We start from the raw sequence: 13601 nt of genomic DNA, 5'->3' as shown, positions 1-13601 counted from the left end.
GGGGATGCGGCCATTCGCCCTTCCGGGAAAAGGTTCGCCCGTCCGGTCCTTTACTGCCAACCGGACGCGGTAACGGTATTCCGCTGATTGGCAGAGCCCGGCCGACGCCCGGCGTGCCTGCCCCGATTTCCCCCGTGCTTTCTGTCAGAGTGCTCTCTTGTTTGACTCAGGGAAGTCCGTACCGGCCACGGGATTCGGGAGAGGATGGGGATGCGGAAGTCGACGGGCCGCAGCAGCCGCGCCACGGTATGCGCGCCGGCGGCTTTGGCATTGCCGGCCGTGCCGTCATCGCTGCGGCCCACGGCGGTGGTTGCGCCGGCTCCCGGAGAATCCGCTCACCCCGGCCGCCGCCACCGGGCGGTGCACCTCACCGGCGACCGCGCCGGTCGGACCCCGGTCGTCGTCGCGTACGGATGTGCCCGGTACCCGCTGTGCGGCGTGACGCGGCGGGACGGATTTCGGCGGCCGAATGCAAATCGCCGCGCCCTTTCGGCGAGCCGGAAACGGCTGCGGATTCCACCGAATGCGGGCGCCAGTGCGGATGCACCGGGATACGGCACCGGCCCGGGTGCCGGAAATGGCACGCTCTCCGTACGTACCAGCCAAATGACGCGCACCGCGCTGCGGGGTGCCGCCGACCCGGCTCATGATGTGATGAATTCCGGTCCTCGCGATTCCGGGCCCCACGATTCCCGCCCTCGCGATTCCGGGCCCCACGATTCCCGCCCTCGCGATTCCCGCTCCCTCGATTCCGGCCCCCTCCATTCCCGTCCTCGCGATTTCGGCCGGAGCGCCGCCCCGTGGCCCCCTTACCGCAACACCGCGGGAGGCGATTCCGCCGTATTCGGCCCCGGGGCCGCGCTGCGGTCCGGTGGCGTCCGTCCCCTATTCCGGTTCACCATCCGCGGCGAGGGACATCCGCTCGGCGCGCTCTTCGTCCGGACCGGCTCCGCGCGCTGACCGGCGCACCGAATTCCCGCGGGGTTTCCGTCGGCCCGGCCGTCCTCCGTCCGCCCGGCTATCAGGGGAGCAGCATGTCCGGCTATCAGGGGAGCAGCATGTGATGAAGGTCCTGCATGTCATCACCGGTCTGGAGGTGGGCGGCGCCGCGCAGCAGCTGCGGCTGATGCTGCGGCGGCTGCCGGCGCGCTGCGAGGTCGTCACGCTCGCCGGTCCCGGTCCCCTCGCCGACGGCATCCGGGCCGACGGCATCCCCGTCACCCACCTGGGCATGACCCGTAGCCGTGATCTGCGGGTGCTGCCCCGGCTGACCCGGCTCATCCGCGACGGCGGCTACGACCTGGTGCACACCCATCTCTACCGCGCCTGCGTCTACGGCCGGATCGCCGCGCGGCTGGCGGGCGTGCGGGCCGTGGTCGCCACCGAGCACTCGCTGGGCGACGCGGTCATCGAGGGCCACCGGCCGACACCCGGGGTGCGCATCCTCTACCGGGCCACCGAGCGGCTCGGCTCGGCGACCGTCGCCGTCTCGGACACCGTCGCCGCCCGGCTGCGCCGCTGGGGCGTCCCGGAGGCGCGCATCCATGTGGTGCCCCCTGGCATCGAGGCGCACCGGTTCCGGCACGATCCGCTGGTCCGATCCGCCGTCCGCTTCCGGCTCGGCATCCCGCTGGACGCCTTCGTGGTCGGCGGTGCGGGCCGGCTCGTACCGGCCAAGCGGTTCGACGTCCTGGTGCGTGCGGTCACCCAACTCTCCGGTGTCCACCTGCTGTTGGCGGGCGAGGGGCCGGAGCACGCGATGCTGCGGAGGACGGCGCGGCAGTTCGGGTCGGGCGACCGGATCCATCTCCTGGGCGCGCTGGACCGCGGGCCGGAGGAGGGGCCGGCGAAGGATCTCGACATCCCCGGGCTGCTGGCGGCGGCCGATGTGTTCGTCTCCCCGTCCCAGGACGAGGCGTTCGGGTCGGCCGTCCTGGAGGCGCTCGCGGCGGGGCTGCCGGTGCTGTACGGCAGCTGTCCGGCCGTCGACGAACTGCCCGCGGACCATCCGCCGGGCGCCCGCCGGATCGGGCCCGTCGCCTACGAACTGACCACCGCGCTGCGCGAGGTGCGACGCGGCGGGGCGCCGCGGCTGCCGGTGCCCTCGGTGGTGCGGCGCTATGACATCGAGCGCAGCGCCGCGTCCCTGATGGCCGTCTACGAAGCGGCCGTCGCCGCCGCACCGGCCCGTCGGCGGAACCCCGGGGCGCAGCCCCCGCCGCCGGAGCCGGCCCCGCAGCGCTGAGGGCGCGCGGCCGCCGCGGTCACTGGCAGCGGTCGACGGCCTCGATGGTGCGGGCCGCCTCGCCGAGCGCCGCCCGCAGGACGACCGGGTCGGTGGCATCGGCGTACGCGCCTTCCGGCGGCACCAGCCAGCCGGTGCCCGACACCGGGGGCTCCGGCGCGTCGCCGTCGCACAACTCCCCCAGCGCGAGCCCGCGCCCGTAGGTCTGGGTGCAGGCGCTGCCCGGGACGTCCCAGCCGTCCGCGGTGCCCGGCGGCACCAGGAAGCCGAGGGTGTCGCAGGTACCGTCGTGCAGGACGGGGCCGACGCCGTCCCGCAGACGCAGGATGTCGACGGCTTCCAGCCCCTGCCGGGCGGGCACCGTGACGAGGTCACAGGGCTCTACGGGGGCCTGCGGCGCGCCCGGTCCGGATCCGCCCACGCCCCTGCTCACGCCGGTCTCCCACATGGAGAACCCCTCCTCATGACACGCGCCGCGCCTTTACACCGAGTTCAACGGTTTCGGGTGTCAACAGCTACGGCGGCGTAACGCTGCAAAGGATGGCACTTCATGGCAGATCACGGGCGAGATGTGTGGTTTGTGGACAAACGCTGGGTACTGCGCCCCTGGTAGCCGGTACGGTCGTCCCCGCCGCACCGCCAGGACGCGGCACCGCCACAAGATGGCACGGAAAGGCCACGGAGAGGGTCCGCCATGGCGTCGCCACCAGCAAGACCAGCGTCGTCCCGCACCGTACCCGCCCGTCCGAACACCGCCTTCCGACAGCTGCGCGGCCGGCTGTCCCCGGGTGAGTTCGCGGCGGCGGTCCGACGGTCCGCCCGTGAGATCGGAGAGCAGGTCTCGTGCGACGCCCGCTATGTGGGCCGCGTCGAGTCCGGGGAGATCCGCTGCCCGAACTACGCCTACGAGCGCGTGTTCCGGCACATGTTTCCCGGGCTGGCGCTGCCGGACATGGGTTTCGCGCCACGCGAGACGGTACGCGGACGGGGGGCGCGTACGGCGGTGAACGCCGCGCCCCTGGCACCCGATCCCGACCACCGCGATACCTGTATCCAGATCTGCGAGGAGAGCGACGTGCTGCGTCGCGCGTTCATCACCGGCGGCCCGGCGGCCGCCCTGGGCATCGCCGCCCTGCACCCCGCCGAAGCCGCCGTCGTACCCCGCCCCCGGACGCCGGGCGGGCGGGCCGGTGCAGCCGAGGCCACCGCCGTCGAGGAGGCCGTGCGCCGGATCCGGCTGCTGGACGACCGGCACGGCGCCGAGGGCATCTACCGTCGCGCCGCCGCACCGCTGCGGGCCGCCTACGACCTGCTGGACTCCGGTGTCCAGCGCCGTTCGGTGGCCGACCGGCTGCATTCCGGGGCGGGCGAACTGGCCATCACGGTGGGCTGGTTGGCACACGACTCGGGCCGTTTCGGCGACGCCCGCTCGCACTACGCCGAGGCCCTGGCCACCGCCCGGGTCTGCGGGGACGCGGCCCTGGAGGCGCACGCCTTCTGCAACACCGCCTTCCTGGCCCGCGATGCCGACCGCCCGCGCGAGGCGGTGCGCGCCGCCCAGGCCGCTCAGCAGGCCGCCAAGCATCTGGGCTCACCCCGGCTGCTGTCGCTGCTGGCGCTGCGGGAGGCGGGCGGCTGGGCGGTCCTGGGCGACCGCAGCAGCTGTGAGCAGGCGCTGACCCGGGCCGAGCGGCTGTTCGCGGGCGGCGCGGCGGACAACGACCCGGAATGGATGTCCTTTTACGGCGAGGCGGAGCTCGCGGGCCTGGAGGCGCAGTGCTGGTCGGCGCTGGGCGACGGGGAGCGTGCGGCGGAGCAGGCGCGGCGGGCGGTGAGTCTCCAGGATCCTCATTTCACCCGGAACATCGCGCTGTTCACCGCCGAGCTGGCGGGCGACCTGACCGACAGCGGCGCCCCGGAGGAGGCCGCCGCGGCCGGCACCCGGGCGCTGGCTCTGCTGGACCAGGTCGGCTCCGCCCGTATCCGCGCGATGCTCGACCGCACCGCCCGCCGGCTGCACGCCCACCGTGGAATCGGCCCGGTCGCCGACTTCCTGGAGCGGCACACGGCGTCCGCAGGGACGGTGGCCGCGGCGCACTGAGCAGCGGGCTCACCTCACCGGCAGGCTCTCCTGCGCCCACGTCGCCAGCAGGTGCAGCGCGGTCTCGGACGGGGAGCCGCTCTCCACGGTGTGCGCGATCAGCGCCTGGTCCGGATCGTCGGGCAGCCGCAGGGTTTCGAAGCCGAGGTCGAGGGTGCCGACGACGGGATGGCGGTAGACGTAGCGCCCGTGGGTCTTGTCCGTGATCCGGTGCTCGGCCCACAGCTTTTCGAACTCCGGCCCGGAGGCGGTCAGTTCGGCGATCAGTTCCGCCGTCTGCGGGTCGTCGGGATGGCGTCCGGCATCGAGGCGCAGGTAGGCCGCCACATCGCTCGCCTTGCCGGGCCAGTCGGCGTACAGGTTGCGCATGCCCTCGTCGAGGAACACCAGGCGGGCCAGGTTGCGCTGACGTGGCGGCAGCGCCCCGAAATCGGTGATCAGCGCGGCGGCGAGGCGGTTCCAGGCCAGGACGTCGGTGTTGCGGCCGACGATGTACGCGGGGACGTCGGACGCCGAGTCCAGCAGCCGTTGCAGCCCCGGGCGTACGCGCTGCCGCTCCCTCGCCCCGGGCGCCGCGTCCCCGCCCGGCCAGGGGCGGGCCAGCCGGTAGAGGTGCGCGCGCTCCACGGGGTCCAGGCGCAGGGCGCGGGCGACGGCGTCCAGGACGGCTTCGGAGAAGTGGAGGGTGCGGCCCTGTTCCAGGCGGATGTAGTGATCGACGCTGACGCCGGCCAGCAGGGCGAGTTCCTCGCGGCGCAGGCCGGGGACCCGCCGGCGGCTGCCGTGGTCCGGCAGTCCCAGCTCCTCGGGCCGTAGCCGGGCCCGTCGGGAGCGGAGGAACTCGCCCAGCTCTGCGCGTCTGTCCAGTGGCTTCGTCATGGGGCGAGTATCGCGCCGCACGGCCCGTCGTGCCTGGTCATGCCGTGCCCAGGCTCCGGCCGCCACTGGGTAAGGACCCTGAGGGCGGCCAGAGTTGAGGCCACCGGCCGGGCGCCGCCCTGGCACCCGGCCCCACCTCTCCCAAGGAGCACCACGACATGACCGCCACTTCGCTGCCCACCCGCCCCCTCGGCACCACCGGCATGAGCATCACCCGCGTCGGCCTCGGTTCCTGGGCGATCGCCGGACCGGGCTGGCACTTCGGCTGGGGCGCCACCGACGACGCCGAGTCCGTGACGGCGATCCGGCACGCCCTCGCCGCCGGCGTCAACTGGATCGACACCGCCGCCGTCTACGGCCTCGGGCACGCCGAGGAACTGGTCGGCAGGGCCGTCGCCGGACTGCCCGAGGCCGAACGGCCGTATCTGTTCACCAAGGTCGGGCTGGTGTGGGATCCGGAAAATCCGCAGGCCGCGCCGCGCCGGATCATGGCGCCGGCCAGCGTGCGCCGCGAGGTCGAGGACTCGCTGCGGCGGCTGAAGGCCGAGCACATCGACCTCTACCAGGTGCACTGGCCGGACAGCGGCGAGTCCCTGGAGTACGTGGGCGACGGCAGCGGGCCGGTATCCCCCAACGCCACGCCGCTGGAGGAGTACTGGCAGGTCATGGCCGATCTGAAGGCCGAGGGCAAGGTCCGCGCGATCGGCCTGTCCAACCACTCGGCCGAGCAGCTCGCGGCGGCCGAGAAGATCGCCCATGTGGACGTCATCCAGCCGCCGTTCTCCGCGCTCAACCGCTCGGCGGCCGACGAGATCGCCTGGGCGCACGCCCACGACACCGGCGTGATCGTCTACTCCCCGCTCCAGTCCGGGCTGCTCACCGGCGCCTTCAGCGCACAGCGCGTGGCGGCGCTGCCCGCGGAGGACTGGCGCACCGCCCACCGGGACTTCACCACGGGGCTGGCGGCCAACCTCCAGGTGGCCGGGGCCCTGGAGCCGGTCGCCGAGCGGCACGGCGCCACCGTCGCGGAGGTGGCCATCGCCTGGGCGCTGGCCTGGCCCGGCATCACCGGGACGATCGTCGGTGCCCGTACGCCCGCGCAGGTCGACGGCTGGGCCGGGGCGGGCGGTATCGCGCTGACGCCGGCGGACCTGGAGGAGATCGCGGGCGCGATCACCGCCTCCGGGGCGGGCAGCGGGCCCGCCCGCCCGTGACCGGTGTTCCGTTAGCGGCGCGCTGTTACCGACGTCCCGTTAGCGGCGCCCGGTTACCGACGCCCCGTTAGCGGCGCTCCGTTAGCGGCGCTCCGTTGGCGAAATCCCCGCTACCGACACCCCGTTACCCGATCCCTCACCCAAGGAGACCGCAGCATGTCCCTCGTCGTTGTCGCCGAATGCCTGGCCGCGGACGGCCAGGAGGACCGCCTTCGCACCGCCCTGGAGGCCATGATCGAACCGTCCCTGGAGGAGCCCGGCTGCCTCGCCTACCGGCCCTACGCCGACCCCAACGATCCCGCCCGCATGGTGATCGTCGAGGAGTGGACGGACCGGCAGGCCCTGGCCGAGCACTTCACCACGCCGCACTTCGGCCATGTGCGGCAGGTGCTGGAGCGGGTGCTCGCCGAGCCGATGACGATACGGGAGCTGGTGGCCGCGCCCGTTTCCTGACCGGCGGCCGTCAGCCCAGGTGCCCGGTGTCGTTCCACCGCTCGATGGCCGGTTCGCCGTAGGCCCAGCCCAGGACGGACAGGGAGGTGGGTTCCAGGCGGATGCGGGCGCCGAAGGAGGTGTCCAGGCCCAGCCAGCGGGCGCCGAGGGCGCGCAGGATGTGGCCGTGCGCGAAGACGAGGACGTCGCGGTCGGCCGAGCGGGCCCAGGTGACGACCTCGTCGGCGCGTGCGCTCACCTGGGCGAGGGTCTCGCCCTCGGGGACGCCGTCGCGCCATATGAGCCAGTCGGGGCGGGTGGCCTTGATCTCGGCCGGGGTCAGGCCCTCGTACGCGCCGTAGTCGAACTCCATCAGCGCGTCCCAGTCCCGGGCCCGGTCGCCGAAACCGGCCAGTTGGCAGGTCTCCTTGGCGCGGATCAGCGGGCTGGTGCGGACCTCGACGTCGGGGAGGCCGTCCCAGGGGGCGCGGTGCAGCCGCTCGCCCAGGAGTTTGGCGCCATGGCGGCCCTCGTCCAGGAGGGGGATGTCGGTGCGGCCGGTGTGCTTGCCGAGGCGGGACCACTCGGTCTGTCCGTGCCGGGCCAGGAAGATGCGCGCTGCCATGGTCGTGTTCTCTCGCCTCTCGCCGATCTCTCGGTGGGTCGTTGATCGTTTTCTCGGCGCGGGCGGCGTTGACCGCGGAACTGCTTACATCATCGCGCACGGGTCGTTTTGTCCGTAACCGGGGTGGGAGTGCGCCGGGGCTGGCCGGGGCGGGAGCCGTCGTGGGTTGCTGTCCGGAGGGGCCACGGCGGGACCGCAACCGCAGCGTGCGCCGGGCCGGACCGGGGCAGGAGCCGTCGCGGGTTGCTGTCCGGACGGCCACGGCGGGCGCCCGCGTATGGATCTTCGGGGGATTGCCCCGCATGTCAGTGCCGGATGCGAGACTTTCGCGGGTGAACGTTTCCCGCGACAGTCGACCCGCGGCGTCCGCTCCGCCGGCGGGGCAGCAGACGCCGACGTCGAGCCTGCGCCGCAGGCTCACCGAGCTGCGTGGTCCCGGCGTCCGCCCCCGTTCGCTCGACGCCCGTGCGCTCGCCGCGCTCGCCGCCAACCCCGGCTGCAAGCGCCGGGCGCTGCTGGACGGCGCGGGGATCGACAAGGGGGCCCTGGCACAGGCGCTCGGCTCGCCGGCGGCCTACGGTCAGTCCCAGTTCGCGATCATGCGGGGCATCTCCTTCGAGGCGCGGGTCAAGTCCGACGGCGGCGCGGCCCTGATGCGGCTGCTGCACGACCGGCTGCGGACGGACACCGCGCCGCCGGAGCCCGAGGAGGTCGCCGTCCCCGATCTGTCCGCCGCCGGCCCCGAGGGCCGCGCGGCCCGTACGGCGCTGGCGCTGCGCGAGGCGACCGCCGCCGGGGGCTTCTCGCTGCTGGACCATCCGATGCTGGCCGTCGAGGTGGCCGGCGCGCCGGTCTATGTGGAGCCGGATGCGGTGGTGGTGCATCCGGACGGCAGCTGGACGGTCGTGGAGATCAAGTCCTTCCCCATGATCGACGGCGCCGCGGACGCCGCCAAGGTGGGCGAGGCGGCCCGCCAGGCGGCGGTGTACGTTCTCGCGCTCGAGACCGTCGCCGGGCATGTCACCGCGCGCACCGGGCGCGAGGTGCGGGTGCGCGACCGGGTGCTGCTGGTGTGCCCGAAGGACTTCTCCAACCTCCCCGCCGCCGCGGCCGTCGACGTCCGCAAACAGCTGGCCACGACCCGGCGGCAGCTGACCCGGCTCACCCGGGTCGAGGAGATCGCCGCCGCCCTTCCTCCCGGGACGACCTTCGATCTGCGGCTCGCGGACGACGGAAAGACGGCGACGCGGCCGCCCGAGGAGCTGTCCGCGGCCGTCGAGACGGTCGGCGCGGCCTACGCCCCGGAGTGCCTGGCCTCCTGCGAGCTGGCCTTCCACTGCCGTCAGCGCTCCCGTGAGCGGGGCGCGGTGGAGGCGCTGGGGCGCGGGGTGCGCGGTGAGCTGGGCGGACTGCGGACCATCGGGGAGGTGCTGGCGGCGGCCGCCCCCGGGGAGCCGGAAGCGGAGCACGGGCCCGACGATCCGGCCGTGCCGGCCCTGCGCCGGGCGGCCGCGCTGCGCGCCGAGGCGCTGGCCGCCACCGGGGCGGGGCGGGCGGCGGGCCGGGCCGGGCAAGGGGCCGAGGAGGGGTCATGTCACTGATCGAGACGCTGGCCCGGATGGAGGCGGTGGCCGCGGGCCGCGCCGCCCCGCTGACCACGGTGCGCCACCGCCATCTGTCCGAACGGCCGCTGGTGCTCGTCCCGTTGACCACCGCCGGTGAGGCCGGCGCGCCGCTGGGGATGCTGGTCGGTACGGACCGCGAGAAGCCGCAGCTGCTGGCCGTACCGCAGCCGCGCGACCGCGATCTGCGGTTCGCGTTCCTGGCGGAGCTGGCCGAGTCAGTGCTGCCGTATGTGGACGGCTTCGCGGACGCCGTGGAGTGGGAGGAGCGCAAGGAGACCGACCCGGAGACCGGCAAGCGGGTCCCGGTGCAGGTCGAACTGTGTGCGGACGCCCCGCAGTTGATCGTGCCGAGCGCCGCGGGAATCGACTTCGTGCGGCTGCTGGGGCGCTCGATGCGGTTTCGGCGGACGGCCGAGCAGGAGCCGGAGACGCCGTATCCCGCGCCGCCCCATGTGCCGCTGCTGGGCCGCTGGTTCACTCATTTGGGTGAGCGGGCCCGGGTGCCGGGCGCCAGTCTGCTGCTGGCCATGACGGGGCTGCTGGGCCGCCATTGGGCCACCGGGCAGAGCGTGCTGGAGGACCAGCATCTGGGGGCGCTGCTCGCCTGGATCGACCCGCCGCCGGGCGTATCGGGCCGGGAGGCGGCCGAGCGCGCCGAGACGGGGCGGGACGCGGACGGTCAGCTGCTGTGCCCGCCGGCCGGCCCGGCCACGGACCCGGCCTTCGACAACCGGCTGCTCGCCCCCGCGATGGCCCGTTACGACGCGGGGCGCGCCGGCGCCGAGGAAGAGGTCCGCGCCCTGATAGAGGGCCAGTTGCGGCCCACCTGGGACGCCGTCTGGCGGGGTCTGGACCTGCTGCGCGCGCTGCCGCCGGGATCGCGGGTCGCCGACCGCTGGAAGCGCGACCGCTGGTCGTACACGGCGCACCGCGACCGGGTGCGCGCCGGGGAGCCGCCGCAGCCCCGGCGGGACGACGCCGTCACCGCCGCCCAGAAGCTGGCCTCCCGGGAGGCCGCGCAGGCCCAGCTCGACGCCCAGGAGGCCCTGGACGACCCGCTGGTGATGGCGGGCCGCCGGCTCGCGGGCGAGGCGCTGTGCGGCACGGTCGTCCACGTCGAAATGGCCTACTCCGAGGGGAAGCGCCCGATGCCGCGCCCCCTGGTCACGCTGCGCACCGGCGACCGTCCCCAGCTGTCCGAGGGCATCCGCCTCCACCGCCCGCTGCCCGACGGCAGGACCCAGCCCGCGGAGTTCGTCGGGTATGCCACCGGGGAGAGCGGCGCCCTGGTGGTGCGGCTGACGGGCGGGATGGGGCGCGGCAAGGAGCCGGAGGCCGGTTCCGTCCCGGAGGACGGCGACGCGGTGACCTGGACGCTGTTCGAGCACGCCCCGCGCGGCGGCCCGGAGTTGCCCGACCCGGAGGACACGCCCTGGACGCACGGCGGACCGCCGGCGGCCGCCGGCACACCGGCCGACGCCCCCGATCCCGTGACACCGGAGGATTTCCTGTGACCCGGCCCGACGGGGGTATCTCCCTGTTCCTCAAGAGCGCGGGGGACGCCGCCTTCGACCCCTCGGCCGCGGCCGCCGCCGCGACGGACGCGATCGTGCACGACACGCTGCACGGCGCCCGGCGCGGGGTGGTGGTCGACTCCCCGCCCGGCGCCGGCAAGTCCACCCTGGTGGTCCGCGCCGCCCGCGAACTGGCCTCCGCCGGGCGCCGGTTGATGGTCGTGGCCCAGACCAACGCCCAGGTCGATGACCTCGTCCTGCGGCTGGCCGACAAGGACCCCGAGCTGCCGGTGGGCCGCCTGCACAGCAGCGAGGCCGGGGCCGTCGATCCGGCCCTGGCCGATCTCCCGTCGGTCCACACCTCCGCCAAGGTGGCCGACCTCACGGGCCTGCCCATCGTCGTCTCCACGGCCGCCAAGTGGGCCTACACCAAGGTCGAGGAGCCCTGGCAGCACGCCATCGTGGACGAGGCGTACCAAATGCGCTCCGACGCGCTGCTGGCCGTCGCCGGGCTCTTCGAGCGGGCGCTGTTCGTGGGCGATCCCGGGCAGCTGGACCCGTTCAGCGTAGTGGGCGCCGAGCAATGGGCGGGTCTGGCCTACGACCCGTCCGCCAGCGCCGTCGCCACCCTGCTGGCGCACAACCCCGACCTGCCACAGCACCGCCTGCCCGTCTCCTGGCGCCTGCCGGCCTCCGCCGCGCCGCTGGTCTCCGACGCGTTCTACCCGTACACGCCCTTCCGCAGCGGTACCGGCCACGGGGACCGCCGGCTGGCCTTCGGGGTGGCCGGGGACGGCTCGGGCGTGGACCGGGTCCTGGACGAGGCCGCCGAGTCCGGCTGGGGCCTGCTCGAACTGCCCGCCCGCCGTACGCCGCGTACGGACCCGGAGGCGGTACGCGCGGTGGCCCTCGTGGCGCGCCGGCTGCTCGACCGCGGGGGCGCCGCGACCAGCGAGCACGGGCCCGATGCGGTGCCGCTGACCGCCGGGCGGATCGCGGTCGGCACGGCCCACCGCGACCAGGCGGCGGCGGTCCGCGCGGCGCTCGCCGAGCTGGGCGTGCAGGGCGTCACGGTGGACACCGCCAACCGCCTCCAGGGCCGCGAGTTCGACGTGACGGTCGTTCTCCACCCGCTCTCCGGCCGCCCCGATGCCACCGCCTTCCACCTGGAGACCGGCCGGTTGTGCGTGCTCGCCTCCCGCCACCGGCACGCCTGCATCGTGGTCTGCCGGGAAGGCGTCGCCGAGCTGCTGGACGAGCACCCCTCCACGGAGCCGGTCCAGCTGGGCGTCACGGTGAAGTTCCCGGACGGCTGGGAGGCCCATCACGCCGTGCTGGCACATCTGGCGGAGCACCGGGTGCGGTGGCGGCCATGACCGACGCTCCGCCCCCGGTATGTGCCCTGGCCCTATGGCCCCCTTGCGCGAGGCGGGACAATGGAATGCGGCACACGATCTGGAGGTACGTACATGTCCCAGCCGCGTCCGGCTTCCGAATCCGGCGCTGCGTCGTCGGCACCCCGGCGCAGGAGGCCCGCGTCGCTGGTCTTCGAGCCGCCCGAGGCCGTCGCCGACCCCGAGCACTTCTTCGATCTGGAGTCGATGGACGACCCGCAGGAGCTGTTGCGCCGCTCCACGGAGCTGGCGCTGGCGTTCCGGGTGGCGGCCGACCGCGCCACCGAATACCAGGCGATCGCCGCCGCCCAGCTGGCGGATCCGCGGCGTTTCGACCGGCTGCCGCTGGCGACGCTCGCCGAGCAGGCGGAGTGGTCCGAGGACTATGCGCTGAAGATGATCGAGTTCGGCCGCGGGCTGCTGCAAGACGGCCGCACGCATCTCGGCGAGGCCGACTGAACGCGCCGCGGGCCGGGCACGGCTCCCGGCCGCTACGCCGTGCCCGTATCCCCTTCCGTACCGTCCGTCACAGGCGTCTCGGTACGGCGCATGCCTACCACCCATGGCCCCTGGCATATGCAAAGCGGGCAAGATACTGCCTCGCCCGCCGCCTCGTCCCGGTTTCCGGCAATCCGCATAACCCCCGGGTGGGGAATGGGTAGACCTGTCCCCATGAGCGAGCGAAGCGAGCGGGCAATCAGGAGGTGCGCGCCTCGTGAATGCGAGGCCGAGCGAAGCGTGCGGGTACCCCGGTCGGAGACCGGGGGAGGCTCGGCATGAGCGACTGGCTGCCCGACACTCCCCGGACCCTCCGGTTCCCCACAGCGGCTTACGTCACCCTGGACGGCGCCGACTGGCTCGCCTCCGCCAGCCCTCATCCGCACTCCGTCCAGACCCTCTGGGCGACCCACCCCACCGCCCCCAGCGTCCTGCCGTGCGGGACCGCCTTCGACGTGATCAACGCCCCGGCGCTGTTCGGACGCCGGATGGTCGACCGGCTGTGGTCGGCGGGCCCCGGTTCGGGGCCGGTGGCGGCGCACCGCGGCCGGATCCTGCTGTTCGCCTCCCCCGGGACCGCCCACCGGCTGCCGTCGCTGCTCGGCTGGGAGGAGTGGGCGCACGCCGTACCGCCGCTGCTGTACCACGGCGCCGGGGACGCGGTGACGGTCCCGCCGCTGCACCCCGGCCACGTCCCCGCCGAGCGGGCGGCGGCTGACGACGCCCTCACGCCGGCCGTCTCCCGGTGGCTGGTCGCCCCGGACGTGCGCAGCCCCTGGCTGCCGGGGCCCGACGTACTGCTGTGGGCCTGTGTCCGGGCCGCCCGCTGCGCCGCCGACGAGGAGCACGAAACCGCACTTCAGGGCCCCGTTCCGGCGCTGACCACCGGGTGATCACGGGCCGGTCGCGGGTGCAGACAAACCGATTTTTGCCCTGCCCGGACCGGGTGCTACTGTTTCCTCCGTCAGCAGGCGCCGCTAGCTCAGTTGGTTAGAGCAGCTGACTCTTAATCAGCGGGTCCGGGGTTCGAGTCCCTGGCGGCGCACAGACGGTCGAAGGCCCCCACCTCGGTGG

General features: G+C 74.2%; 12 protein-coding genes and 1 tRNA gene. 10 read left to right on the top strand and 3 right to left on the bottom strand.

Annotated elements, in window-relative coordinates:
• Positions 1-1063 precede the first annotated feature (1063 nt).
• Positions 1064-2245: a glycosyltransferase gene (locus SNA_RS05830; protein ID WP_044363615.1), complete on the top strand. Its 1182-nt coding sequence runs from the start codon at positions 1064-1066 to the stop codon at positions 2243-2245.
• 19 nt (positions 2246-2264) lie between these two features.
• Here SNA_RS05830 and SNA_RS05825 read toward each other — a convergent pair whose 3' ends face one another.
• On the bottom strand, positions 2265-2693 hold the full coding sequence (locus SNA_RS05825; RefSeq protein ID WP_044363614.1) for a hypothetical protein: 429 nt from the start codon (positions 2691-2693) through the stop codon (positions 2265-2267).
• 246 nt (positions 2694-2939) lie between these two features.
• Here SNA_RS05825 and SNA_RS05820 point away from each other — a divergent pair, with 246 nt between their 5' ends.
• Positions 2940-4346 carry an NsdA family TPR-like regulatory protein gene (locus tag SNA_RS05820; protein WP_030072345.1) on the top strand — a complete coding sequence of 469 codons (1407 nt, stop codon included), beginning with the start codon at positions 2940-2942 and terminating at the stop codon, positions 4344-4346.
• Positions 4347-4355: 9 nt separating this feature from the next.
• Here SNA_RS05820 and SNA_RS05815 read toward each other — a convergent pair whose 3' ends face one another.
• The gene (locus SNA_RS05815) at positions 4356-5225 is read right to left on the bottom strand and encodes a helix-turn-helix transcriptional regulator (protein ID WP_044363613.1); all 870 of its coding nucleotides are present in this window, start codon (positions 5223-5225) and stop codon (positions 4356-4358) included.
• 158 nt (positions 5226-5383) lie between these two features.
• On the opposite strand from SNA_RS05815, the gene SNA_RS05810 reads away from it, so the two are divergent.
• Together SNA_RS05810 and SNA_RS05805 are read left to right on the top strand one after the other, a co-directional pair.
• On the top strand, positions 5384-6439 hold the full coding sequence (locus SNA_RS05810) for an aldo/keto reductase (protein ID WP_030072341.1): 1056 nt from the start codon (positions 5384-5386) through the stop codon (positions 6437-6439).
• Between the two features lie 156 nt (positions 6440-6595).
• On the top strand, positions 6596-6892 hold the full coding sequence (locus SNA_RS05805) for a putative quinol monooxygenase (RefSeq protein WP_044363612.1): 297 nt from the start codon (positions 6596-6598) through the stop codon (positions 6890-6892).
• A 10-nt stretch (positions 6893-6902) separates the two neighbouring features.
• Here the strand turns inward: SNA_RS05805 and SNA_RS05800 are convergent, their stop codons facing one another.
• Positions 6903-7496, bottom strand: coding sequence for a histidine phosphatase family protein (locus SNA_RS05800; protein WP_030072337.1), 594 nt, complete (start codon positions 7494-7496; stop codon positions 6903-6905).
• Positions 7497-7798: 302 nt separating this feature from the next.
• Between SNA_RS05800 and SNA_RS05795 the strand changes: the two genes are divergently transcribed.
• The 6 genes from SNA_RS05795 to SNA_RS05770 all read left to right on the top strand — a co-directional run bounded on the left by SNA_RS05795 (position 7799) and on the right by SNA_RS05770 (position 13572).
• On the top strand, positions 7799-9097 hold the full coding sequence (locus tag SNA_RS05795; RefSeq protein WP_420823459.1) for a hypothetical protein: 1299 nt from the start codon (positions 7799-7801) through the stop codon (positions 9095-9097).
• On the top strand, positions 9088-10635 hold the full coding sequence (locus SNA_RS05790) for a hypothetical protein (RefSeq protein WP_044363610.1): 1548 nt from the start codon (positions 9088-9090) through the stop codon (positions 10633-10635). Before SNA_RS05795 ends, SNA_RS05790 begins: the two co-directional genes overlap by 10 nt.
• Positions 10632-12011 carry an AAA domain-containing protein gene (locus SNA_RS05785; RefSeq protein ID WP_241779554.1) on the top strand — a complete coding sequence of 460 codons (1380 nt, stop codon included), beginning with the start codon at positions 10632-10634 and terminating at the stop codon, positions 12009-12011. The genes SNA_RS05790 and SNA_RS05785 overlap by 4 nt, the downstream gene beginning before the upstream one ends.
• A gap of 93 nt (positions 12012-12104) precedes the next feature.
• Complete coding sequence (locus SNA_RS05780) at positions 12105-12488, top strand: hypothetical protein (protein WP_044363606.1); 384 nt, start codon at positions 12105-12107, stop codon at positions 12486-12488.
• 317 nt (positions 12489-12805) lie between these two features.
• Positions 12806-13420, top strand: a complete 615-nt coding sequence (locus tag SNA_RS05775) for a bifunctional DNA primase/polymerase (RefSeq protein ID WP_104531916.1) — start codon at positions 12806-12808, stop codon at positions 13418-13420.
• A 78-nt stretch (positions 13421-13498) separates the two neighbouring features.
• Positions 13499-13572, top strand: a tRNA-Lys gene (locus SNA_RS05770).
• The last annotated feature ends 29 nt before the right edge of the window (positions 13573-13601 follow it).

It is taken from the genome of Streptomyces natalensis ATCC 27448, assembly GCF_000935125.1.
Lineage (GTDB): Bacteria > Actinomycetota > Actinomycetes > Streptomycetales > Streptomycetaceae > Streptomyces > Streptomyces natalensis.
This window is presented reverse-complemented; position numbering and strand designations above follow the sequence as displayed.

Excerpts from the sequence above, each read along its gene's own strand:
- SNA_RS05830 (WP_044363615.1), top strand. The coding sequence starts at position 1,064 with ATGAAGGTCCTGCATGTCATCACCGGTCTGGAGGTGGGCGGCGCCGCG.
- SNA_RS05825 (WP_044363614.1), bottom strand. The coding sequence starts at position 2,693 with ATGTGGGAGACCGGCGTGAGCAGGGGCGTGGGCGGATCCGGACCGGGC.
- SNA_RS05820 (WP_030072345.1), top strand. The coding sequence starts at position 2,940 with ATGGCGTCGCCACCAGCAAGACCAGCGTCGTCCCGCACCGTACCCGCC.
- SNA_RS05815 (WP_044363613.1), bottom strand. The coding sequence starts at position 5,225 with ATGACGAAGCCACTGGACAGACGCGCAGAGCTGGGCGAGTTCCTCCGC.
- SNA_RS05810 (WP_030072341.1), top strand. The coding sequence starts at position 5,384 with ATGACCGCCACTTCGCTGCCCACCCGCCCCCTCGGCACCACCGGCATG.
- SNA_RS05805 (WP_044363612.1), top strand. The coding sequence starts at position 6,596 with ATGTCCCTCGTCGTTGTCGCCGAATGCCTGGCCGCGGACGGCCAGGAG.
- SNA_RS05800 (WP_030072337.1), bottom strand. The coding sequence starts at position 7,496 with ATGGCAGCGCGCATCTTCCTGGCCCGGCACGGACAGACCGAGTGGTCC.
- SNA_RS05795 (WP_420823459.1), top strand. The coding sequence starts at position 7,799 with ATGTCAGTGCCGGATGCGAGACTTTCGCGGGTGAACGTTTCCCGCGAC.
- SNA_RS05790 (WP_044363610.1), top strand. The coding sequence starts at position 9,088 with ATGTCACTGATCGAGACGCTGGCCCGGATGGAGGCGGTGGCCGCGGGC.
- SNA_RS05780 (WP_044363606.1), top strand. The coding sequence starts at position 12,105 with ATGTCCCAGCCGCGTCCGGCTTCCGAATCCGGCGCTGCGTCGTCGGCA.
- SNA_RS05775 (WP_104531916.1), top strand. The coding sequence starts at position 12,806 with ATGAGCGACTGGCTGCCCGACACTCCCCGGACCCTCCGGTTCCCCACA.